This window comes from Nonomuraea marmarensis (genome assembly GCF_043197025.1).
Classification (GTDB): Bacteria; Actinomycetota; Actinomycetes; order Streptosporangiales; family Streptosporangiaceae; genus Nonomuraea; species Nonomuraea marmarensis.
On sequence record NZ_JBICRM010000027.1, the window covers coordinates 98923 to 121315 of the forward strand.

Here is a 22393-nt window from a genome sequence, read left to right on the forward strand (position 1 = left end):
CCCCTTCGGTGCCAAGCCGGGGGATTTATCCCCCTTTAAGGGTAAGTTTCACTGATCCAACGGTGAAGTTCATGCCAACTGTTCCCTTTGCCTTGGGTTTGGTGGTGAACGTGAACGTCACCTTCTTCCCGCGAGGCAGTTCCTTGACCGAGCACGACACCGCCGTACCGCTGAACTTGCACCCCGGCGCCTTCACCACCCGCTGCCCGCCGAACGCCCGCCCCGAGACCTTGACGTCCTTCACCGGATGCGGCCCCGTGTTGGAAACGGTGACCGTGTAGGTCTTCCTGCTCTTGGCCGCGCCCGAGACCGTCACCTCGGCCGGCGGGTTGGCCAGCTCGTCGAGCTGGGACTCCGTGCCGTTGAACGAGTTCCCGCCGCCGGCCAGCGGGCCCTTGTCCGCCGACTGCCAGAACGTGTGCTTCGTCCAGCTCTTGGGCAGCTCACCGGGGTCGGTGCCCCAGCGGGCGAGCCAGAGCGGGTTGGACTTGAACGCGTCGGAGTTCCCGGTGCAGGTCTGCCACCAGCTCGTGGTGGTGTAGATGATCGCGTGCCGCCCGGTGGCCGCGCGGTACTTCTTCGTGAAGTCCTTGATCCAGGTGACCATGTCCTTGGCGGACAGGTCGTAACAGTTGTTCTTGCCGTTCCGGTCCTTGTACGGGTTGTCCTCGATATCGAGCACTCCGGGCAGGGTTTGGCCGTCGCTGATCCAGTTGCCGCCGTTCTGCAGGAAATAGTCGGCCTGCGTTGCCCCATCGGATTCGTGCGGTTGCGCAAAGTGATATGCGCCTCGAACGAGCCCCGCCGTCGCGGCGCCGCCGTACTGGGCGTCGAAACTTGGGTTGAGGTAGTTGTTCCCCTCGGTGGCCTGCACGAACGCGAACTTCCCGCCACCCGAGGCCACGCTTTCCCAGTCAATCTCGCCGGTCCAGTTACTGACGTCGACCCCGGGAACACCATCGGCCGCCTGAGCGACTCCGCCCATCCCAACCGCCGCAATTACCGCTAATAACCACAGACTTTTCACGCGGGAGATCATCGCGGAGGGCCACACAATTCCGCAAGTCCCGAAATATCCACTGATTTCGACGTATCAAGCCAATACACCACCCCCAACCCCAACGGCCGCGCCCCCGCCACCCACTCGCTCCACCGCTCGTCATCGACCTCGGCATCGAGGTGGATCGCATGCCGTACGCGCCGCTCGTACCGCTGCCTGGCCAGCTCAGGCGCCACCTCACACCAGACCTCGCGCACCCCCGCGCCCGCGCGACCGTGGTCTTCCCGGCCCCCTGCAGTCCGTTCACGAGCACGACCTGTTCGCACATGCTCAGCCATGCTGCCAAAGCCCCCGCCGAAAACTTTCCAGCACCCGGAAAACCGCACCTCAGACCCGCAAAACTCACCGTCACCGAGCCACTGCCCGGTACGTCGTTTCCGCAGGTGGGGGGCGTATATGAACGTGACATTCGCGTTTGCCAAACCGGCCTTCCCCTGCACAAACTAGACCCGATCCTCAAATCGAGCCCCCGACCTGGGGTTCCTTCGCCATGCCCGGAGGCGACCGACCATGATCCATGCCCGGGGACTGACCCGAGTGTTCAAAGTCAAGAAGGAGACCGTCGAAGCCGTCCGCGCCATCGACCTCGACGTGGCAGCCGGCCAGCTCGTCGCGTTCCTGGGCCCGAACGGCGCAGGCAAGTCAACCACCCTGCGCATGCTCACGACGCTCCTGCCGCCCACCTCCGGCACCGCCATGGTGGCGGGCCGCGACGTGGCCAGGGACCCGGCCGGCGTACGCGCCCGCATCGGCTACGTGGGCCAGCAGCACAGCGCGGGCGAGAACTTCCTCGTCCGAGACGAGCTCGTCACCCAGGGCCGCTGCTACGGCCTCACCACCAGGCGGGCAGCCGCCAGAGCCGACGAACTGCTGGACCTCCTGGACCTGAAACCCCTGGCCAAGCGGAAGCCCGGCACGCTCTCCGGCGGCCAGCGCCGCCGCCTGGACATCGCCCTCGGCCTCATCCACCGCCCCGACCTGCTCTTCCTCGACGAACCCTCGACGGGCCTCGATCCGAAGAGCCGGGCGGAGATCTGGCAGCACATCCTCCGGCTGCGGGAGACGTACGGGACGACGTTGTTTCTGACCACCCACTACCTGGAGGAAGCCGACAACATGGCCGAACGCGTAGTGATCATCGACAACGGCCGGATCATCGCCGACGGCACCGCCGAGCAGCTCAAGAACGACCTGGCGGGCGACCACATCACCATCACGACCGCCACGGAACAAGAAGCGACAAAGGCCGCCCATTTCGCAGGCACCACCGCAGAAGGCACGACCGTCCGCATCAGGGTCCCCAACGCGGCCGCCGCACTCCCCGATTACCTCAGAGCCCTGGACAGCTCCGGCATCAAGGTCATCACCGCTGAGACCACCCGCCCCACCCTCGACGACGTGTTCCTCACTCTTACCGGGAGAAGCCTCACCGATGACGACATTCCTGCGTGACACCGCCACCGTTTTCTCCCGCGAGTTCGCGCCGGTCCGACGCGAGCCCGCCGGTCTGCTCTTCGAGATGGGGCAGCCGCTGCTGTTCCTGTTCCTGTTCGGATCGTTGCTGGACGGGGCGGTCGGCTCGTCGTGGCAGTGGTTCGTGCCGGGGATCCTGGTCATGATGTGCCTGACTGGCCCCATGGGCTCCGGCTACACGTTGCTGGTGGAGCTGATCGGCGGCTCGATGGAACGCCTCATGGTCACGCCGCTGAACCGCACGGCGATGCTGGTGGGCCGCACCATGAAAGAGATGATCATCCTGCTGGCCCAGGCCGTACTGATCATCCTGCTGTCCCTCCCCCTGGGCTTCGAGCTGCACCCCGCGGGAGTCCTGGCGGGCCTGATCCAGCTGGTCGTGTTCGGCGTCGGCCTGGGCTCGCTGTCGTTCGTCCTGGCCATCAAGTCGGCCCCCGGCGGGACCCTGTTCTACATCGTCAGCCAGTCGGTCCTGTTCCCGGTGCTGCTCCTCTCCGGCGTCCTGCTCCCCATGGACACCGCCCCCACCTGGCTCCGCGTGATCGGGCACGCCAACCCGGTCACCTACATCGTCGACGCCCAACGAGCCCTTTTCTCGGGGGACCTGCTGAACCCATCAATCCTGTACGGCACCGCCGCCGCCTGTGCCATAGCCGCGATCGGCCTCTATCTGGGCAACCGAGCCATGCGCCGAGGCGTCTGACCCCCGCGTTCTCGGCGAGGATTGGCCTATGACGCATGTGATCGCGACCACCACGGTGCCCTGGATCCCCGTGGCGCACCGCCTGGACCTGATCCTCTCCCGAACCCTCCCACCCACGGATCAAACCACCTCCGCGTTCGCATTCGTCTCGGACGACACCGGCAGAACCCTCATGACCTGCGTGGATCGCGAAGGCCGCGGCTGGGACATCCCAGGCGGCCACCTCGAACCCGGCGAAACCGCCGCCGAAGCCGCCGCCCGGGAGCTGTACGAAGAAACCGGCCTCCACCTACCGCCGTCCGCCCTGTCCGCGTTCGCCTGGGAACGTATCGAACTCCTCGAACCGCCTCCCGCCGGCTACCGCTACCCGTCGCTGGCGTACCTGACGATGTTCCAAGCCCGCCTCCCGCACCCAGGCCCGCCGACCCACCCGCCCACCGGCTCGGAGAGCACCCTCGCGGAGTGGCTCCCGCCCGCCGAGATCAGGCGCCTTTGCCCGGATCGGACCTGGCTGGCCCTGCTAGACGGTACGGGCCCGGTCTAGGTCAGCGCTTCGATAAAGGCGCTCAGGAATTCGCGCCAGCGTGGAGGGATGCACCTGCGGCCCCAGCCCGTACAACTTCTGAAAGCTCATGATCAGCGGCCGCCAGGCGTCGGGATCGATGCGATCACTCGTCCCCGCCATCCGGATCTCCTCATGCACCCAAACCCGCTGCACCCGCACCTCGAACGCCAGCGTCCCGCCATCGTCACCCACCGGATGCGCCGCCTCGACGACCGCCTCCATGCTGACCGGACACTCGGCCACCCGAGGCGGCGCCACCGTCTCGGACGCAGTGGCGGTCAACCCCGCCCGCCGGAACTTGTCCGGCACGAACCGATACCCCCGCGCCTGCTTCCGCTCAGGAACGGGATCGGACCCGGTCGTGAGCGCAAGCCGATCGACGGCCGCGGCGATGGCGTCGGACGGAAGATTCAGTACGCATTCACGCGTCCTGAGCAGATTCTGGGCCGTCTTGGCCCTGGTCCCCAACCCCAGCATCCCCCGCCACCCGAGCCAGAAGGCGGACGACATGGGAGCCAGGTTGGCCGTCCCGTCCTCGTTCATGGAGGAGATCAGGACCACGGGCGTGCCGAAGTACAGGATGTTCGGCTCGATCTGGACATGTGTATCGACAACGGTGCTCATGTCCCCACCCTTGCCGCACGCCAGGGGCGGACGCTGGCGACCTTCGGACGTCGCTGCTACAGCCCTGCGCGCCCTGCACCCTTGACTCCAGCATTTATATCAGCGAAAATTGAGTCAATTATGACTGATATAATTAGGCGTGCCGCGATACACGCGGCGCTGGGCGATCCCGTCCGGCTGGCGATGGTCGATGCGTTGCTGCTGGGCGATCGCTCCCCCGGCGAGCTCGGCGAAACCTTCGGGCTGTCGTCCAACCTGCTGGCCCACCACCTGAAGGTGCTGGAGGAGGCCGGGCTGGTGGTGCGGGCGCGTTCGGAGGCCGACCGGCGGCGCAGCTACGTAAGGCTCGTGCCTGACGTGCTGGCCGGGCTCACCCCCGCGGCGTCCGCGCCGATGGCGGCCGGGCGGGTGGTGTTCGTGTGCACCCGCAACTCCGCCCGTTCCCAACTGGCCGCCGCCCTGTGGCAGAGCCGCAGCCGCCTGCCCGCGACCTCGGCCGGCACCCACCCCGCCACACGTGTACACGCGCGGGCGCTCGCCACCGCCCGCCACCACCACCTGAGCCTGGACCCGCACGCCACCGCCCACATCAGCGACACCATCCGCACCGGCGATCTGGTGGTGGCGGTCTGCGACAACGCCTACGAACACCTCACCGCCCGCCCGCCGCTGCACTGGTCGGTGCCCGACCCGGTCACCGCCGACACCGACGACGCCTTCGAGCGCGCCTTCACCGACCTGGCCGGCCGCGTCGACCGGCTCGCCACCGCCCTCACCGATGACCGCTCCCCGACGAAGGGCACACCATGACCCAGCCCACATACCGGCGCGACCTGCTGACCTCCGGCACACCGATCGTGCTGTTCCTGTGCGTGCACAACGCGGGGCGCTCGCAGATGGCGCTCGGCTGGTTCACTTACCTGGCCGGAGACCGGGCGATCGGCTGGTCGGGCGGCTCGGAGCCGGGCGAGCAGATCAACCCGTCCGCGATCGAGGCGATGCGCGAGCGCGGCATCGACATCACCGGCGAGTTCCCCAAGCCGTGGACCACCGAGATCGCCCAGGCCGCCGACGTCATCGTCACCATGGGCTGCGGCGACGCCTGCCCGGTCTTCCCCGGCAAACGCTATGAGGACTGGGACCTGCCCGACCCCGCAGGCCAGTCGGTGGAGTCGGTACGGCCGATCCGGGACGAGATCGAACGCCGCGTACGCGCCCTGCTGGCCGAGCTCGACGTCCCGGCGGCTGCGGGTCAAGCGTGACCGATCTGGCCCGGCGGGCACTCGCGGAAGCCGTCGGCACCGGCCTGCTGGTGACGGCGGTGATCGGCTCGGGCATCATGGCGCAGCGCCTGTCGCCCGGCGACGTCGGCCTGCAACTGCTGGAAAACTCCACTGCCACCGCCTTCGCCCTGACGGTGCTCATCCTCATCATGGGCCCGGTCTCCGGCGCGCACTTCAACCCCGTCGTCTCGCTGGCCGACTGGCTGCTGAGCCGCCGCGACGGGCTGAAGGGACTGGTCTACCTGCCCGCCCAGGTCGCGGGCGCGATCGGCGGCGCGGTCCTGGCCAACCTCATGTTCGAGCTGCCCGCCATCACCACCTCCACCCACCTGCGCACCGGCCCCGCCCTGTGGCTGGGCGAGATCGTCGCCACCGCCGGCCTGGTCACGCTCATCTTCGCCCTGACCCGCACCGGCCGCGCCGCGCTGGCCCCGCCCGCGGTCGGCGCCTACATCGGCGCCGCCTACTGGTTCACCAGCAGTACGAGCTTCGCCAACCCCGCCGTCACCCTCGGCCGCACCCTCACCGACACCTTCGCCGGCATCGCCCCGGCCTCCGCCCCCGGCTTCATCGCCGCCCAACTCATCGGTGCCGGGCTCGGCCTGGCCCTCGTCCGGCTGCTGTACCCAGCCGACCCGCTCCCTCACCTTGATCGCCCGGAAGATGACCGGGAATCCCACCGAAGCGGGCAGCAGCCACAGCGCCCAGGTCGGTAAGCGATCCCACAGCGGCAGGTGCGGGCCGTTGTCGACGTAGAAGGCGGTCAGCAGCGCCACGTACGAACACCACCACCAACCCCCAGACGTAGGCCCGGCCGAAACGCCGGTGCGCGGCGCCGCCCTTGCGCGTCAGCACCGGCGAGCCTGATCCGCATCCTGGCCGTCGTGCGCGCACTTCCCGCGGTGCTGGCGGTCTAGGTAGCCGGGCTGCGGCGTTCGATGAAGACCACGTCGCGCCAGACGCCGTGGTGGCGGCCGATGCGCTCGCGCACGCCCACCGTACGGAAGCCGAGGGCCTGGTGCAGCGCGAGGCTGGCGGTGTTCTCGGGGAAGACTCCGGACTGGATGGTCCACACGCCCGCGGCCTCGGCGGCTGCGACGAACGCCGCCAGCAGGGCGCGCCCGATACCTTGCGCCTGGCAGCCGGGGTGGACGTAAATGCTGTGCTCGACCACGCCGGAGTACACGGGCCTGGCCGAGACCTGGGAGGCCGCCACCCAGCCGACCACCTGGCCGGTCTGGGTGTCGACGGCCACATGACGCAGGTGCGCCGGCCTGGCGGCGGTGAAGCCTTCCCAGCTCGGCGCCGTCGTTTCGAAGCTGGCCTGCCCGGTGTCCAGGCCGGCCTGGTAGACGGCCAACACCTGCTCGGCGTCAGCCGTACGCATCGGCCGTATCTCCAGCCCAGGCCCGGCCGCGGGCTTGACGGCCTGGACGATCGCCGAATGCACGCCGTCGCCGTGATCAGCGGTCAGCGTGATGCGTACGCCGACGAACCCGGCCGCCCCCAGCAGCTCGCGATACTCACGCACCGGCAGCGCCCCGGCCACGCACCCGATCCGCTGCTCGGCCGCCTGCCGCTGCCCCGGGCCGGCCTCGCCGTCGACCACGACATCGCTGACCCCGAACCTGCCGCCCGGCCGCAACACTCGGAACGCCTCCGCGAGCACGGCGCCCTTGTCGTCGGACAGGTTGATCACGCAGTTGGAGATGACCACGTCCACCGACCGGTCCGGCAGCGGAACGCGTTCGATGCCGCCGTGCAGGAACTCGGCGTTGGTCACGCCCGCCTGCTCGGCGTTGCGACGGGCCAGCGCCAGCATGTCAGGACTGGCATCCAGCCCGTACGCCTTCCCGCGCGGGCCGACCCGGCGCGCCGACAACAGCACGTCGATCCCGCCGCCCGACCCCAGATCCAGTACGGTCTCCCCCTCGTGCAGCTCGGCCACCGCCACCGGGTTGCCGCAACCCAGGCTGGCCCGCACCGCACCCTCAGGCAGGGCGCTGGTGTCGTCGTAACCGGCGGCGCCGAAACGCCCCTGCTCGAAGGCGTCCGCCCCGCAGTCGGCGACAACCCGGCCGGCGGCCGCGGCCCGGGCCAGCTGCGAGTAGTGATCGACGATCTCGTCATGCGCCATGGCGATGCTCCTTCACTCGCAAGTAGGCGCGGCCGGAACAGGCCTGCCCATGACCACGTCGGCGGCGGTCGGAAAACAACTTACGCAGGCCTCGTTGATCCGGTACAGGCCGGCGGTCCCCTGCTTCTCGACCAGCACGAACCGCACGTCGGCCAGGATCTTCAGATGGTGCGAGACAGTGGACTGCCTCTCGGCTGACGGCTTCGGTCTACCCGTCCTCGTTCTGCCACCAGCACGTCACGCCACAACGGGGCAAACGTAACCTGACGCGGCATAGACTTGGACCATTCGTTGTCTTGGACGGTTCGTGTTTATGAAGATAGGTTTGGCGCATGACCGCACCCAGGACGCCGACCACCGCCGAGGAGCTGCGGGGGGCAGGTCTGCGGGTAACGGCCGCCCGCGTCGCACTGCTCGATGCCGTCCGGGACGGCGACCACCTCGGCGTCGAGGCACTCGCCTCCGGGGTGCGCGATCGCGTAGGCCATGTCTCCCTTCAAGCCGTGTACGAGGCCCTCAACGCGCTCACCGCGGCGGGACTCGTACGCCGCATCGAACCGGCCGGCAGCCCGGCCCGGTTCGAGGGACGCGTCGGTGACAACCACCACCACATCGTGTGCCGGTCGTGCGGTGTCGTCGCTGACGTCGACTGCGCGGTCGGCCATGCGCCCTGCCTGAGCGCGGCCGACGACCAGGGCTTCTCGATCGACGAGGCCGAGGTCATCTACTGGGGCCTGTGCCCCGGCTGTTCCACCAGCCGCAGTTCCTGAGCACCGTGATCCCCCTAGTCCGGAAGGATTTCCATGTCTGAGAACCACGAAGCGATCGTCACAGACGCGAAGACGGAGGGCGGAGGTGGCTGCCCGGTCGCGCACGAGCGCGCCCCGCACCCGACTCAGGGCGGCGGAAACCGCCAGTGGTGGCCGGAGCGGCTCAACCTGAAGATCCTCGCCAAGAACCCCGCCGTGGCCAACCCCTTCGGCGAGGAGTTCAACTACGCCGAGGCGTTCAAGACCCTCGACCTCGCGGCCGTGAAGCAGGACATCGCAGAGGTGCTGACGACCTCGCAGGACTGGTGGCCGGCCGACTTCGGCCACTACGGCCCGTTCATGATCCGGATGGCGTGGCACAGCGCGGGCACCTACCGGATCAGCGACGGCCGCGGCGGCGCCGGGGCCGGCCAGCAGCGCTTCGCCCCCCTCAACAGCTGGCCGGACAACGGGAACCTCGACAAGGCTCGCCGCCTGCTGTGGCCGGTCAAGAAGAAGTACGGCAAGAAGCTCTCGTGGGCCGACCTCATGATCCTCACCGGCAACGTCGCCCTGGAGTCGATGGGCTTCAAGACCTTCGGCTTCGCCGGCGGTCGTGCGGACGTCTGGGAGCCCGACGAGGACGTCTACTGGGGTCCCGAGTCCACCTGGCTCGGTGACGAGCGCTACACCGGCGACCGGGAGCTGGAGAACCCCCTCGGCGCGGTCCAGATGGGCCTCATCTACGTCAACCCGGAGGGCCCGAACGGCAACCCGGACCCGCTCGCCGCGGCCCGCGACATCCGTGAGACGTTCCGCCGGATGGCGATGAACGACGAGGAGACGGTCGCCCTGATCGCGGGCGGACACACCTTCGGCAAAACCCACGGTGCGGGCCCGGCGGACCACGTCGGCCCCGATCCCGAGGCCGCCTCGCTCGAGGACCAGGGCCTCGGCTGGAAGAGCACGTACGGCACCGGCAAGGGCGGCGACGCGATCACCAGCGGTCTCGAGGGTGTGTGGACGAACACCCCGGTGACGTGGGACAACAGCTTCCTCGAGATCCTGTACGGCTACGAGTGGGAGCTGTTCAAGAGCCCCGCCGGCGCGAACCAGTGGAGGCCGAAGGACGGCGCAGGGGCCGGTACCGTCCCCGACGCCCACGACCCCTCGAAGACCCTCGCCCCGACGATGCTGACGACCGACCTCGCCCTCCGCGTCGACCCGGTCTACGAGCAGATCACGCGACGCTGGCTCGAGAACCCCGACGAGCTCGCGGACGCCTTCGCCCGGGCGTGGTACAAGCTGACCCACCGCGACATGGGCCCGATCGTGCGCTACCTCGGCCCGGAGGTCCCGGCCGAGACGCTGCTGTGGCAGGACCCCCTCCCCGCGGTGACCCACGAACTCATCGACGCCGAGGACGTTATCTCCCTCAAGGGCCAGGTGCTCGCCTCGGGCCTGTCGGTGTCCCAGCTCGTGTCCGCCGCGTGGGCGTCGGCCTCGTCCTTCCGCGGCAGCGACAAGCGCGGCGGCGCCAACGGCGCGCGCATCCGCCTCGAGCCGCAGAGCGGGTGGGAGGTCAACGACCCCGACCAGCTGGCGACGGTGCTGCGCACCCTGGAGGGGATCCAGGAGGGCTTCAACGCCGCCCAGACCGGCGGCAAGCAGATCTCGCTCGCCGACCTGATCGTGCTCGCTGGCGCTGCGGCCGTCGAGCAGGCCGCCAAGGACGCCGGCTTCGACGTCGAGGTCCCCTTCACGCCGGGCCGCGCGGACGCGTCGCAGGAGCAGACCGACGTGGAGTCGTTCGCCGCGCTCGAGCCGACCGCCGACGGGTTCCGCAACTACCTCGGGAAGGGCAACCGGCTGCCGGCCGAATACCTGCTGATCGACCGGGCGAACCTGCTGACCCTGAGCGCCCCCGAGATGACGGTCCTCGTCGGTGGCCTCCGCGTCCTGGGCGCGAACCACCAGCAGTCGCCGCTCGACGTCTTCACCACGACCCCCGGGTCTTTGACCAACGACTTCTTCGTCAACCTGCTCGACCTGGGCACGACGTGGAAGGCGACGTCCGAGGACGCGAACACGTTCGAGGGTCGCGACGCCGCCACGGGCGAGGTCAAGTGGACGGGCAGCCGTGTCGACCTCGTCTTCGGGTCGAACTCCGAGCTGCGCGCGCTCGCGGAGGTCTACGCGAGCGATGACGCGAAGGAGAAGTTCGTGAACGACTTCGTCGCGGCGTGGGACAAGGTGATGAACCTCGACCGGTTCGACCTCGTCTGATCATGACGTCCAGGTCGGCCCGCCCCGGCCGACCTGGACGTCCTCAGTCCGAAGGATCTCGACATACTCTGCTCACAATCCAGGCGTGCTTGCCGACCTGCCGGCCGCGGGTGAATCCGAACTGCTCGAAGAGTTCGACGGTCGCGCTGAACAGGAAACGGTCCGGCGCCTGGCGGCCGGTGGTCACCTCGGAGATGGCCTCGACGAGGCCGCCGCCGGCATGGGCGATCTGGTCGAGCGCGCCTTCCAGCGCCACCCGCGCGATGCCCTGGCCGCGATGTTTCTTGTCGACGTAAAAGCAGGTGATCCGCCAGTCCGGGCGCGGCGGCGCGTCCTTCTCGTACTCGCGCCTGTGCTTGATGCCAGGGAGTTCCTCGGGGCTGCCGTACTGGCACCACCCCTGTGCGGCGCCGTCCTCGTCGAGGACGAGCGCGGCATGAGCGCGACCTGTCCGGACCCGGTCCTCCTTGACCGCGCGATGGCTGATCCCCTTCTGGCCGCACTCCGGGTGGTAACCAATGCACCAGCACCCACCGAAGACCCCGTTGTTGCGCTCGACAAGCTCCGCGAAGGCAGCCCATGTAGAGGCGTCCAGTGGCCGGATCGTGTACGACATCCTTGAGTTCCTTTCGCGGCGCTCCCATCGTCCCGGCTCGCGAGTTCGACGCGCAACAACCGCCCGCCGCTGGGCCGGCGGATCCACCGCCGTGAAAAACGTGGTCAAAAGCCCGCAGCGGAGTCCTCGTCGATGGCGCGCGACGTGTCCCGCAGCGCCATGTCAGGCCTCGGCAGCCGCTGCGGCCAGGAGCCGGGCGAGTTCGATCGGCTTGCTGACCATGGGCCAATGGCCCGAGTCGATGTCGACGAAGTCAAGGTGCTTGGCCTTGGCGAGCTCGGGCACGTCACCGGCGTCGATCCACGCCTGAGCCTGGGCGGGGGTGAATTCGGGACACACGACTACGACCGGGACGTCGAACCGTCGCTCGTCCGTCAGACGTACCACGCCCTTGGCCACTCCCACGGGGACGGGGATCGCAGCAGAGGCGAAGATTCGCTTGGCCTCCTCGTCAAGGTCAGCAGAGTCCGGCCCCTCGAACGGGCCCCAGCCAGGGAAGGGCATGACACCGTCCTTCGACTCGAAGAAATCGGCGTAGGACTCCCCGTCGGCGGACGGGAAGCCGCCGAGGAGGGCGACTTTGGCGACCTGCTCCGGTCGCGCGTCGGCGGCCAGCCAAGCCAGCGTGCAGGCGGCGGAATGCCCCACCACCATGGGCTTTTCGGACACTGAGTCCATGGCGGCGAGCACCGCTGCCACCTGGTCGTCGAGCGTGGCCGAGGCGGATCCGTCACCCTGACCGGGGAGGGTGAGCGGCACGGGGCGGTGGCCGAGGGCCTCGAGCGTGGGCACGACATCGTCCCATGCGGATCCGTCGAGCCACAGGCCGGCAATGAGCAGGATGTCCATGATCAGTGCTCTTTCTCCAGTGAGGTCAGATCACGTTCGGCATAGAGCCGGTGTTCCCATTCCTCGTTGAGGACGATGCGGAGACATTTCTTGAAGGGGAAGTTCTCCATCCGGGGCCAGCCGGGCTCGGTGTGAGTCACCTCGGAGGCGAATTGCTCCTCGGTGAGGGACTCCATGACGTGGCGGACCATCGCCTGACGTTCGCGTCGGACCGTGAGCACCTCGTCGAGCGAGGGTCGTGCCTCGCGGTCCCACGGGACACCGTCCCACCCGGGCGCCTCGTCCCACGGCAGGTCCAACTGGTGCCACGGCGAGGTGTTGCCGAGGATCATCCGGCCCACCCAGGCAGCGCTGGCGAAGTTGAGGTGCCGCAGGGTCTGGATGAAGGACCACTCGTCGTCGACGCTGCGGTGGAGCGCCGCTTCGGGGAATGTCCTCGCACGCGCGACGGTGCCCTCCCACAGCCGCTCCAGGATGGCCCATGCCTCACCGAACCCGTCGGTGTCGCCGGGGCGCATCTTCGTCCGCCCGGGCATGCGACGGTTCAGTTCGGCCTCGACGAGCGGTGCGATGTCGACGCCGTTCACGACGACGTTCTGTAGCTCGCCGCTGATCTCGACGTCGACCAGCTCGACGCCGCGCAGGCGGCTCTGGTTGAACAGGGCGCCGCGGACCTGGGCCCCGGTGAAGTCGACCGCGTGCATGCGGGCATCGTTGAGGTGCACCTGAGTGAAGGTGGCGCCCCGGAGGCTCACGCGCTCGAAGCGTGCTCCGGTGAGGTCCTGCTGACGGAACTCGGTCATGGACGTCATGCTAGGACCGGTTCCGGACGATCTACTTCCGGTTCATCTCGTTCGTGTCGACCGATCTCAGCCCCACCGCACGAGCTCTGCGTGCGCCGAGCAGGTCCGCACGCCGCCGGGCCATCGGTCAGGACTGCCGGATCGCGGCGACGTCGAACTCCAGCGTCACCTTCTCGCTGACCAGGACCCCGGTCGCGGCGTTCCAGTTCACGCCCCAGTCCCTGCGGTTGATCGTGACGCTGCCCTCGAAGCCGACCCGGAAGTTGCCCCACGGGTCGTTCTCGGCGCCGGTCAGCTCGAAGTCCACGGTGACCGGCTTGGTCACGCCGTGGATGGTCAGATCACCGGTGACCTTGAAGTTGGTCCCGTCGACCTGCTTCACCTTGGTCGAGGCGAAGGTGATGGCCGGGTGGTCGTCCATGTCCAGGAACTTGCTGCGCAGGTGCTCGTCGCGCCGCTGGTTGCGGGTCTGGATGCTCTTCGCCTGGATCGTCAGCTGGGCGCTCGACTTCGATGGGTCGTCACTGTCCAGGTACGCGCTGCCCTCGAACTCGTCGAACTGCCCGCGCACCTTGGTGGCCATCGCGTGCCGGGCGACGAACCCGATCCGCGTGTGGGCGGTGTCGAGAACGTAGTCACCGGTCAGCTCGCTGAGCTCGGTCGTGGTTGTCATGCTTGGTCGCTCCTAGAGGGGAAAGAGATAGTTGATCGTTCAGTTCCGAGCCGGTCATGATTCGCGCATAGACCCGGGCGCTGCGTGGGGCGCCGAGCCCGCCAGCGGAGTGGTGTCGAGGTACCTGACCTCATAGACGCGCTCCGTGAACTTCCAGCCGTCCGAGGTGCGCTGGTAGCGGTCGTGGTACACGGCGTAGTTCAGGTGCGAGCTGCCGTCGCGCATGCGCCCGAACTCTGCGATGTATGCACGGCCGACCGCGGTGTCTCCCTCAAGCTGGATCGTGCCCGGGTGCGCGGTTTGCACGAAGTAGTCCCAGAGACCCTGCAGCCGCTCGATCCCGGCGCGGATCTCCTCCCGGCTGACAAATTCAACGTTGATGTCGGGGATCCGCACCACGCCGTCCGGTGTGAACAGCGACGCGAAGCGGTCGTAGTCGCGCATCATCCCCGCGTCGGTGAACTCGCCGCGCAGCACCTCGATCTCGAAGCGGTCAGCGATGGTCTGAATGTCGCTCATCGGTTTCCTTCCTTGTCTGTGTTCACCGCGCGTCCGCCACCTGCCTGGTGGCGGGGTTCATGTGAAGGATCGGGGAGGCGAGAGCCGACTCCTCGAAGTGCTTGGCGGCCTCGTCGCGAGCGCTTGCAGGGCATCGAACGCGCCGGGACCGCTCAGCGCTGGGTTGGCCCTCCGTGCCTGCAATGATTTGTCTCCTTGTCACATCAAACGGATTTGAGGGGTCACCTATGTGACACCTAATGGCGGAGGAATGTGACCGATGACCGAGTCCGACTGGCTGGCGGAGGGCTTCGAGAAGAACCGGACCCGCCTGCGGGGGGTGGCGTACCGGATGCTCGGCTCGCTCGCCGAGGCCGACGACGCCGTCCAGGAAGCCTGGCTGCGCGCCAGCCGGTCAGACGCCAGCGGCGTCGACAGCCTCGGCGCCTGGCTGACCACCATCGTCGCCCGAGTGTGCCTGAACGTGCTGCGCTCGCGCAGAACGCGGCGTGAAGAGCCCGTGGGCGTGTACGTGCCCGACCCGGTCATCAGCCGTACGGACGGGACGAACCCTGAGGATGAGGCTCTGCTGGCTGACTCGGTCGGGCTCGCGCTGCTCGTGGTGCTCGAAACACTGACCCCCGCCGAGCGACTGGCGTTCGTCCTGCACGACATGTTCGACCTGCCCTTCGACGAGATCGCCCCCATGGTGGGGCGTTCCCCGGCCACGGCGAGGCAGCTCGCCAGCCGGGCCCGGCGCCGGGTGCGAGGAGCCGAGGTCCAAGCTCCCGACCCCGATATCGGCCGTCAGCGGGAAGTAGTCGACGCCTTCTACGCCGCGGCGCGCCGCGGCGACCTCGACGCGCTCGTCGCGATCCTCGACCCAGATGTCGTGCTGCGAGCCGACGGGGGGACGGCGCGTCCGGATGTTTCCGTGGTGGTCCACGGTGCGGCGGACGTTGCCAGTCAAGCGCTCAGGTTCCACGAGCCCTCGGCACTGGTGCGGCCGGCACTGGTGAACGGAGCCGCGGGTGTTGTCGTGACCATGGGCGGGCAGCCAATCGCGGTCATCGGGGTCACCGTCTCGCGCGGCAAGATTGTGGAAATCGACGCGATCGCCGACCCCGAGCGCCTCCTCCGGCTCGACCTGGCCGTCCTTGATGACTGACGGCGTTCACGCGCGTCCGCGTCGAGCCCAGGCTTCAAGCCTGGCCCGATATCGCTCCACGCCCGACCGGAGCGAGCACACCTGATCGATCGGCTACGAGTCCCGGAGCAGGGTCGGACATTCTTCGGCGACGATGCGGGTCAGTTCGACACGGGAGGCGATGTCGAGCTTGGCGAAGATCCGGCGAAGATGGGTGGAGACCGTATGTGGTGACAGGAACATTCGCCCGGCGGCCTGACGGTTGGTCAATCCTCGGGCGATCAGCCCGGCCACCGCGCGTTCCGTATCGGTGAGGCTGTCCCATCCGAAGGCAGGCCGCTGTGGTTGGGCCCAGTGGCGGCGCCGTACACCCAACGCGCGCAGTCTCGCTCGCACGCGTGCCGCGTCCCGGAGCGCACCGACGCGCTGGTAGCCGTCGAGCGCCTGGTCCAGGCTGTTGACGGCCTGCTCGCGGACAGAGGTGCCGGGTGTGGTGGCCAGCAGGACCCCGAGATCTTCGGCGGCCGAAGCGCGTGCCCACGGTTCAGGCTGCTCGGCGACGGCGGAGGCCAGCGCGCCGGGGTCCTTGTGGAGAATGCCGCGGGCGTGGGCGGCCGTGATGGCGATGACAGGGAAGTCGGGGTTGTTCTGGGCCAGGGACTCGGCCGTGTCAACGATGGCCTCCGCATACGGGCGGTTCCCCGTGGCCAGCGCCAGTCGGGTCATCCAGGCGGCGGTGAGAGGCGTCGTGATGAGCGCCCAGCGCCGCTCCTCCTTGTCGGTGTAGATGGCGTGGAGTATGTCAATCGCCCGTTCGGGATCGCCTTGGGCCTCGGCCACGGCCGCCATCACCCACCTTTCCCACACCGACCCGAACAACATTCCGGGCGCGGCGTGCACGGAGTGGTACCGCTCGATGTGCTGGACCGCGGCGTCGATGTCGCCACGCCGCATGGCGATGAGAGCAAGCATGGACAGCCCGACGCGGATGAACCCGTGCGTGCCCAGCTCGTCGGCGATCATCAGCCCGGCCTGGGCCTCGGCGGCGGCATCATCAAGTCGACCGGTGGCCAGGTTCAGAACGGAGCGGAACAGCGCAGGTTGTGCGGCGAGCACGGTCAGCCCGAGGTCTTTGATTTCCTCCTCGGCGGCCTGGATGGCGATGTCGGACTCCTCGAACTGTCGCATGGCCCTGCAGTTGAGGCTCAGCAGCAGGCGCGCGTACGGGCGCTGGATGGCTTCAACACTGCCGCTGTTCGCGATCCGCAGGGCTTCGTGCAGGTGCGCGAACGAGTCGGCGACCCGCCCATCGACTATGGCGAACCGAGCGAGCAGTAGGAGAGCCCCGACGACGGCGGCATCGGTGTGTCGCACGCGGTCGGCGAGAACGGCCTCGGCCCGCAACCGCCCCTTCCCGAAGTCATTAACGCAGATCAGCCCCCAGAACACCGTCCATTCGGCGATGCCGCGAAGGTCATCTGGGATGTCCTGGGTGAGCAAGCTTTCGGCCTCGGACTCCGCGTCTGCCGGCTGGCCGCTCAGGAGCAGGATGTACGCCAGCGCGCATCGCAGGTGAGGGGCCTGGGCAGGCGGTGCCCTGCCGAGTGCGACACGGGCAAGATCGGCCGCCTCCGGCAGCCGCCCGATGGCCGTCAGGGCGTCGACCGCTATGGCGGCACGACCGACCCAGTCAGGGTCAGCGGGGTCGCTGAGTTCGAGCGCCCGCTGAGCGAGGTCGGCGGCGGTCTGGGGTGAGGACCGCAGCACCTCGCGCGCCGCTTGGTCCAGTCCGAGTAGTGCGGACGCGTCACCGCGATCGGCGCTGTGAATGAGGTGCGCAGCGGCAGGAACAGCCGATCCACCTCGTTTGAGCAGCATCTCTCCTGCGTCGTGGTGAAAGGCCCGCAGCACGGCGGTGGAGAGAGTCCCGACCACCGCCTGCCAGAGCAGATCGTGCCGGAAGGCCAGCTCATCCCCGGCGGCTTCGACGATGCCCGCCGACATCGCCTCCTCCAGCATGGGCAACAGACCACTGGTCGATTCGCCGAGCATTTCGGCCAGATCCTTCACCGAGAACGAACGGCCCAGGACTCCCGCGGCCTGAAGCAGATGCCTGGTCCGTGCGGACAACTCCTCCAGGCGTTCTTGCGTCACCGCCTGAGCCCGTGGCAGCCGCGCCGAAACCATCCGCGCGTGACCATCGGCGACCTGGAACACGCCCTCGCTCTTGAGCTTCTCCAGGAGGTCAACGAGCAGGAAAGGATTGCCATTCGCCAGGGCGGCCAATGCCAGCACGTCTGGCTCGGGCGCCGCCCCGAGGACATCGGTGACGACATCAGCCGCTGCTTGCTCATCCAGTGCTTCCAGCCTGATCCGCATCGCGCCCTCGTGTTCCAGCACGTCGAACAGACGGTCGAGGCGGGGAGCGTCGCCGCTGCCGCTCGTACGGGTCAGCATCCAGATAAGCGGATAGGAGGCGAGGTCTCTCGTCATCGACCGCAGGGCCAGCAGAGTCATCGGATCGGCCCATTGCAAGTCATCCAGCATCAGGAACAGTGGCCCCTTGGCCACCCGCTGTTCCAGCGGTTCCTGCAGGTGCTCTAGCAACAGCAGCCGCTGATCGACCGGACCTGGAATGTTCGCGTTCTGGCCGGCGGAAAGAGTGCAACCGGATTCCCTGAGCGCCGACATCAGCGGGGCCAGCGGTATCAGCTGGGTCAGCTCGTCTGCCACGCCCCTGCCAACCCCCAGCCCTGCCTTCTCGGCGGCGGTGGCGGCCAGATCGAGCATGCGGCTCTTTCCGACGCCCGACTGGCCCTCGATCAACAGGACTCCACCCCGGCCGACTCGAGCCGCCCGGATCAAGCCGGCGACGAGCTCCCACTCCCGCGAACGGCCACGCCACCCAGGCCACGAAGACCTACGGGAGTCGGGCCCACCTGCCGACTTCGGGACATGGTGAGATACGTCCCCCATATATCTATTAGACACCCGGCGCACGCAGCCCAGCAAACACTCCGTACGAGGTCAGGCTGTTGATCACATGCGCCGAGCGCGGAACGCGATGTCACACAGATATGCGATACGGCGGCTTTCGCCACGGTGCAGGCTCTACCCGTTCACTCATCTCTTTTTGTGAGGTGACACGGAAGGATCCCCCCTCGGTTGAGGGTGCCTAAGAGAACGTCAGCGGCAAACCGCTTACGGCGACTCCCGGCCCTCTACGGACCTGACATCCCCTCGAATCTCTCTTTTCGAAAGGATGGCGATGGTGGACCTGCCCAGCAACTGGCTGATTCTCGTGTGGCCTCTGGTCACGCTGCTCATGTGGATGGTTATCGCCAAAGGCCTCACACACCTGCTGACCGGCAGATCATCGACGGTCAAGTGGAACGAACGCCCGCCGCGCGAGATGTCAGCCTTCACGAAGTTCGCACGCGGGGAGATCGACGAGGACGAATACCGGCGAAAAGCCCCCCCGGGAGCCGGCCGGGCGCAGCAACGACCTTCAGCGATCAGCTCCGCCGGCCGGGTCCGCACCGCGGCCGTACGAGAGATTCACGGCCCTGCCGGAGCGTCGCCGGCCGACTCGATCGCTCGCGAGAACATCCGCCAGCCTCCCCCGTGCCTACCGCATTCGAGCGATGCGCAACGTCCGGCTCGCACGGGGTCACCGAAAAGGGACCGCTCCGTCCGAGGACAGATCACCCTGCTGGCCACCATCATGGCCGCCTTCACCCTCCTCACCATAGGAGGGGGGATGTATCTGGTGGCCCAGACCGGCACCATGCGAGGGAGGAACGATCTGCAGCGGGCCGCCCTGTCGTTGTCCGAGATCCACCCGGAGACGACGCACGACCGGTTGGGACCGGGTTCCCACGTCGTGGTACCTGGCGGCCATGCGGCGCCCTCGCCACCCGCCACCTTCGGGGCAGCGGTCGGGTCGCCTCCGCGCGACCATGGGCGGAACCTCCTGCCCCGCGAACCGCGCGCAGCCGGTCTCGCGGTCGAGTCCCGAGTGGTTGCCGTCGATGCGGGGCAACCGTTCGGGGGCCTTGCACGGCCTGGTTCCCTCCAGTTGATCGTGGGGCTGGAGGCCGCCGAGCTGATCGCCTTGGCCGCGTGGGCCACCTGGAAGGTGAGCGGGGGGCTGTTGCGCCCCCTGGAGAGGGTCCGCGCCGAACTCGCCGTGATCGACTTCAGCGCCCTGCCCGCTCGCATCTCCGTACCGGGAAACGCGCAAGAGATCACCAGCTTGTGTCGCACGATCAACAACGTTCTGGGACGCCTGAACGAGGACAAGAAAGAACTTGAGGAGATCGGGCACCGCCAACGGCAGTTCGCCTCCGACATCTCCCATGAACTGCGCAATCCCATCGCGGGACTGCTGACACATCTGGAAGCGGCGCAGCAGGATCCCTACCGGACCCCGTTGCCCGAGTTGCTCGGAACAACGTTGGACCAGGTGATACGGCTCCAAGCGATCACCGACGACATGCTGTGCCTGGCTCGTATGCGGACCTGCACACCCGCCGAACGGCAGCAACTCGATCTCGCGGCGCTTGTCCAGACCGAGATCTCTCATCGGGCGGATCGGCTCCCGGTACGGCTCCGCCTGACCCGCGGCACCACCGTCACCGCCGTCCCGTCCCAGATCGGCCGGCTACTCGCCAACCTGCTGGACAACGCCCAGAGACACTCCACGCATCTGGTGCGCGTCGAGGTGCGTGCCACCCCTGCCGCCGTCGAACTCGCGGTCAGCGACGACGGGCCAGGGATAGCGGTCGCCGACCGGGAGCGAGTGTTCCACCGTTTCACCCGATTGGACGACGGCCGCCGGCTCGACCACAACGGCACCGGGCTCGGCCTGGCCATCGCCCGTGACATCGCCCAGGCGCATCACGGCACCCTCAGCGTCGAAGAGAGCTCCAAGGGCGGGGCGCGTTTCGTCCTTCGGCTGCCCCGAGTCCGGCCACGTGAAATGGGGTCGTCATGAAGCTTGGAAACTTTTCGCTCAGAGGCCGGGTGGCGCTGTTCACCGGTGTGGCGGTGGGTTCGCTCTGCATCGTGTTCTCCACCGTCCTGTTGTTCGCCATCAACAAGATGGCGACCCAGAACCTCACCAAAGAGGTGACGGCCGTGGGCGAGCTGACCGCGTACTACGTCGACCGGGGGGAACTCGTCAATCCGCTTCCGCCCATCTCGCAGGACCTGATCCGCCCCGTCCAGGTAGTCGATCCGCTCGGACAGGTGGTCGCCGCGACCAAGGATCTGCAGCACAAACCCCTCATGGCGCATTTCGCACCCAAGAGCCCGCAACGAATGGCCAGTGCCGTCGTCTGCCATTCCGACTTCGCATCCGACCAATGCCACATCGTCGTCGCGCAGCACGTGTATCGCAACGGCGACTGGACGATCTACAGTGCCGCACCGGCGCTGCCGTTCTACGTCTATCCGGGCGTGGCGGCCATCTTGATCGTGGGGACGGTCGTCTTCACGATCGCGGTGGCCCACGGAGCGCGGCACACCGTCACCAGCTCGCTCAGACCCGTCGACGCCATTCGGGCCCAACTCGACCACATCCAGAGCACCAACCTGGGCCGCCGCGTCCCGGTCCCCACGGCCAAAGACGAGATCTACCGGCTGGCCCGAAGCGCCAACCAGACGCTGGACCGGCTGGAGGACGTACTGGAACAGCAGCGGCGGTTCTGCTCCGACGCCTCGCACGAACTGCGCACTCCGATCACCGCCATCCGCGCCCAGATGGAGGACGCCCTCCTGGCGCCGGAGGACGTCGACCTCGCCAGGCTGGGCAACGCCGTACTCCCGAGCGTCGAGCGACTCCAATCGATCGCATCCAACCTGCTGACGCTCACTCGACTGGAAGCCGGCCCACCCCGTGAACAACAGGCGATCGACTTGGCCGAGCTCGTCGCCAAGGAACTGGAAGGTCACCAGACGAGCGGGAAGGTCGTCCAACGCCTGACGCTCGGCGTCACGGTCATGGGTGACCGATCACGGCTGGGCCAGTTGATCTGCAACCTGGTCCAAAACGCTCAACGGTACGCGTCCTCCACGGTCACGGTCACCGTATGGCGCACGGACGGCGACCCGGGATTCCCAGGAGGCGTCGCGGAAGTCGAGGTCCTCGACGACGGCCCCGGAATCGCCGCCGACCAGCGAGAAACGGTATTCCAGCGGTTCGCCCGGCTGGACACCGCGCGCAGCAGGGAAGCCGGCGGCGTCGGGCTCGGCCTCCCCATCGCCCGGCAGATCGCCGAGAGCCACGGCGGCACGCTGACCATCCAGGACAGCGATCGAGGTGCGCGCTTCGTCGTCCGCCTTCCGTTGTACTCCTAGGTCGGCGGTTAGGAGTTCCACGACACCAACGCCGCACCGGCTCCGCCGGTACGGGAGCGGTCAGGCGTTCGGGTCGCCGTGGGTGTCGGTGAGGGCGTTCAGGCGGGCCAGCATCCGGCCCAGCAGCCGGACGTCCTCCGTCGGCCAGGTGGCCAGTAGCGCGTAGAAGCGCTCCTGGCGGGCCGAACGCGCGTGGTCGAGCCGCTGGTGTCCTTCGTCGGTGAGGTTCAGCGAGTGGGCGCGGCCGTCCAGCGGGTTGGGCTCGCGTTCGATCAGCCCCAGCTCCTCCAGCACCTTGAGCTGGCGGCTGATCGTCGCCTTGCCGACGCCGAAGTAGGCGGCGAGGTCGCTGGACCGGGCGGGGGCCGCCTCGTCGATGCGGACCAGCAGGCTGTAGGCGGCGGCCTCCAGCTCTGGATGCACGGCACGGCCCATCTTGGCGGACAGCGCCCGGGCGCGCCGGAAGAGCACGCCCAGCTGGTGCTCGACCGCGGAGTAGGCCTCGAACTCGTCGAGGGGAACGGCCGTCGGCGTCTCGGTCATCGGAGCTACCGTTTCTCACCGAAC

General features: G+C 68.1%; 22 protein-coding genes. 11 read left to right on the forward strand and 11 right to left on the reverse strand.

The window, feature by feature from the left end:
* Positions 1 to 25 precede the first annotated feature (25 nt).
* Complete coding sequence (locus ACFLIM_RS34750) at positions 26 to 985, reverse strand: GH25 family lysozyme (RefSeq protein ID WP_393172606.1); 960 nt, start codon at positions 983 to 985, stop codon at positions 26 to 28.
* Positions 986 to 1570: 585 nt separating this feature from the next.
* Here ACFLIM_RS34750 and ACFLIM_RS34755 point away from each other — a divergent pair.
* The 3 genes from ACFLIM_RS34755 to ACFLIM_RS34765 are packed head-to-tail and all read left to right on the forward strand — an operon-like array spanning position 1571 to position 3780.
* Positions 1571 to 2512 (forward strand): ATP-binding cassette domain-containing protein, encoded by a 942-nt coding sequence (locus ACFLIM_RS34755; protein ID WP_393172607.1) that lies wholly within the window; start codon positions 1571 to 1573, stop codon positions 2510 to 2512.
* Positions 2493 to 3236, forward strand: a complete 744-nt coding sequence (locus ACFLIM_RS34760) for an ABC transporter permease (protein ID WP_393172608.1) — start codon at positions 2493 to 2495, stop codon at positions 3234 to 3236. Before ACFLIM_RS34755 ends, ACFLIM_RS34760 begins: the two co-directional genes overlap by 20 nt.
* Before the next feature lie 28 nt (positions 3237 to 3264).
* Entirely contained in the window at positions 3265 to 3780 is a 516-nt protein-coding gene (locus ACFLIM_RS34765; RefSeq protein ID WP_393172609.1) for an NUDIX domain-containing protein, read from the forward strand.
* Here ACFLIM_RS34765 and ACFLIM_RS34770 read toward each other — a convergent pair.
* Positions 3757 to 4425 (reverse strand): flavin reductase family protein, encoded by a 669-nt coding sequence (locus ACFLIM_RS34770; RefSeq protein ID WP_393172610.1) that lies wholly within the window; start codon positions 4423 to 4425, stop codon positions 3757 to 3759. The two genes, ACFLIM_RS34765 and ACFLIM_RS34770, sit on opposite strands and share 24 nt — an antisense overlap.
* Positions 4426 to 4545: 120 nt before the next feature.
* Here ACFLIM_RS34770 and ACFLIM_RS34775 point away from each other — a divergent pair, with 120 nt between their 5' ends.
* Genes ACFLIM_RS34775 through ACFLIM_RS34785 form a run of 3 tightly spaced genes read left to right on the forward strand, consistent with a single transcriptional unit; the run spans position 4546 to position 6424 of the window.
* Positions 4546 to 5235 carry an arsenate reductase/protein-tyrosine-phosphatase family protein gene (locus tag ACFLIM_RS34775; protein WP_393172611.1) on the forward strand — a complete coding sequence of 230 codons (690 nt, stop codon included), beginning with the start codon at positions 4546 to 4548 and terminating at the stop codon, positions 5233 to 5235.
* Complete coding sequence (locus ACFLIM_RS34780) at positions 5232 to 5687, forward strand: arsenate reductase ArsC (RefSeq protein WP_393172612.1); 456 nt, start codon at positions 5232 to 5234, stop codon at positions 5685 to 5687. Before ACFLIM_RS34775 ends, ACFLIM_RS34780 begins: the two co-directional genes overlap by 4 nt.
* The gene (locus ACFLIM_RS34785) at positions 5684 to 6424 is read left to right on the forward strand and encodes an MIP/aquaporin family protein (RefSeq protein WP_393172613.1); all 741 of its coding nucleotides are present in this window, start codon (positions 5684 to 5686) and stop codon (positions 6422 to 6424) included. Before ACFLIM_RS34780 ends, ACFLIM_RS34785 begins: the two co-directional genes overlap by 4 nt.
* 197 nt (positions 6425 to 6621) lie before the next feature.
* Here the strand turns inward: ACFLIM_RS34785 and arsM are convergent, their stop codons facing one another.
* A complete protein-coding gene (gene arsM, locus ACFLIM_RS34790) occupies positions 6622 to 7845 on the reverse strand; it encodes an arsenite methyltransferase (RefSeq protein ID WP_393172614.1) in 1224 nt (407 codons plus the stop codon).
* Between the two features lie 12 nt (positions 7846 to 7857).
* Positions 7858 to 7992 (reverse strand): hypothetical protein, encoded by a 135-nt coding sequence (locus tag ACFLIM_RS34795; protein WP_393172615.1) that lies wholly within the window; start codon positions 7990 to 7992, stop codon positions 7858 to 7860.
* A 185-nt stretch (positions 7993 to 8177) separates the two neighbouring features.
* Between ACFLIM_RS34795 and ACFLIM_RS34800 the strand changes: the two genes are divergently transcribed.
* Both ACFLIM_RS34800 and katG read left to right on the forward strand, forming a co-directional pair.
* Entirely contained in the window at positions 8178 to 8615 is a 438-nt protein-coding gene (locus ACFLIM_RS34800) for a Fur family transcriptional regulator (protein WP_393172616.1), read from the forward strand.
* 33 nt (positions 8616 to 8648) lie between these two features.
* The gene (gene katG, locus ACFLIM_RS34805) at positions 8649 to 10880 is read left to right on the forward strand and encodes a catalase/peroxidase HPI (RefSeq protein WP_393172617.1); all 2232 of its coding nucleotides are present in this window, start codon (positions 8649 to 8651) and stop codon (positions 10878 to 10880) included.
* Positions 10881 to 10923: 43 nt separating this feature from the next.
* Here katG and ACFLIM_RS34810 read toward each other — a convergent pair whose 3' ends face one another.
* The 5 genes from ACFLIM_RS34810 to ACFLIM_RS34830 form a co-directional block, all read right to left on the reverse strand.
* A complete protein-coding gene (locus ACFLIM_RS34810) occupies positions 10924 to 11496 on the reverse strand; it encodes a GNAT family N-acetyltransferase (RefSeq protein WP_393172618.1) in 573 nt (190 codons plus the stop codon).
* A gap of 162 nt (positions 11497 to 11658) precedes the next feature.
* Positions 11659 to 12345 carry an alpha/beta fold hydrolase gene (locus ACFLIM_RS34815; protein ID WP_393172619.1) on the reverse strand — a complete coding sequence of 229 codons (687 nt, stop codon included), beginning with the start codon at positions 12343 to 12345 and terminating at the stop codon, positions 11659 to 11661.
* Positions 12346 to 12347: 2 nt separating this feature from the next.
* Positions 12348 to 13148 (reverse strand): DinB family protein, encoded by an 801-nt coding sequence (locus ACFLIM_RS34820; protein WP_393172620.1) that lies wholly within the window; start codon positions 13146 to 13148, stop codon positions 12348 to 12350.
* Positions 13149 to 13275: 127 nt separating this feature from the next.
* Positions 13276 to 13821 (reverse strand): YceI family protein, encoded by a 546-nt coding sequence (locus ACFLIM_RS34825; protein WP_393172621.1) that lies wholly within the window; start codon positions 13819 to 13821, stop codon positions 13276 to 13278.
* Between the two features lie 54 nt (positions 13822 to 13875).
* Positions 13876 to 14340 (reverse strand): nuclear transport factor 2 family protein, encoded by a 465-nt coding sequence (locus ACFLIM_RS34830; RefSeq protein WP_393172622.1) that lies wholly within the window; start codon positions 14338 to 14340, stop codon positions 13876 to 13878.
* A gap of 259 nt (positions 14341 to 14599) precedes the next feature.
* Between ACFLIM_RS34830 and sigJ the strand changes: the two genes are divergently transcribed.
* Entirely contained in the window at positions 14600 to 15487 is an 888-nt protein-coding gene (gene sigJ, locus ACFLIM_RS34835; protein ID WP_393172623.1) for an RNA polymerase sigma factor SigJ, read from the forward strand.
* Positions 15488 to 15580: 93 nt separating this feature from the next.
* Here the strand turns inward: sigJ and ACFLIM_RS34840 are convergent, their stop codons facing one another.
* Positions 15581 to 18442, reverse strand: a complete 2862-nt coding sequence (locus ACFLIM_RS34840) for a helix-turn-helix transcriptional regulator (RefSeq protein WP_393172638.1) — start codon at positions 18440 to 18442, stop codon at positions 15581 to 15583.
* A gap of 784 nt (positions 18443 to 19226) precedes the next feature.
* Between ACFLIM_RS34840 and ACFLIM_RS34845 the strand changes: the two genes are divergently transcribed.
* Positions 19227 to 20462: a sensor histidine kinase gene (locus ACFLIM_RS34845; protein WP_393172624.1), complete on the forward strand. Its 1236-nt coding sequence runs from the start codon at positions 19227 to 19229 to the stop codon at positions 20460 to 20462.
* On the forward strand, positions 20459 to 21826 hold the full coding sequence (locus ACFLIM_RS34850; RefSeq protein ID WP_393172625.1) for a sensor histidine kinase: 1368 nt from the start codon (positions 20459 to 20461) through the stop codon (positions 21824 to 21826). Before ACFLIM_RS34845 ends, ACFLIM_RS34850 begins: the two co-directional genes overlap by 4 nt.
* A 60-nt stretch (positions 21827 to 21886) precedes the next feature.
* Here ACFLIM_RS34850 and ACFLIM_RS34855 read toward each other — a convergent pair whose 3' ends face one another.
* Positions 21887 to 22369: a MarR family winged helix-turn-helix transcriptional regulator gene (locus ACFLIM_RS34855; RefSeq protein ID WP_393172626.1), complete on the reverse strand. Its 483-nt coding sequence runs from the start codon at positions 22367 to 22369 to the stop codon at positions 21887 to 21889.
* Between the last annotated feature and the right edge of the window lie 24 nt (positions 22370 to 22393).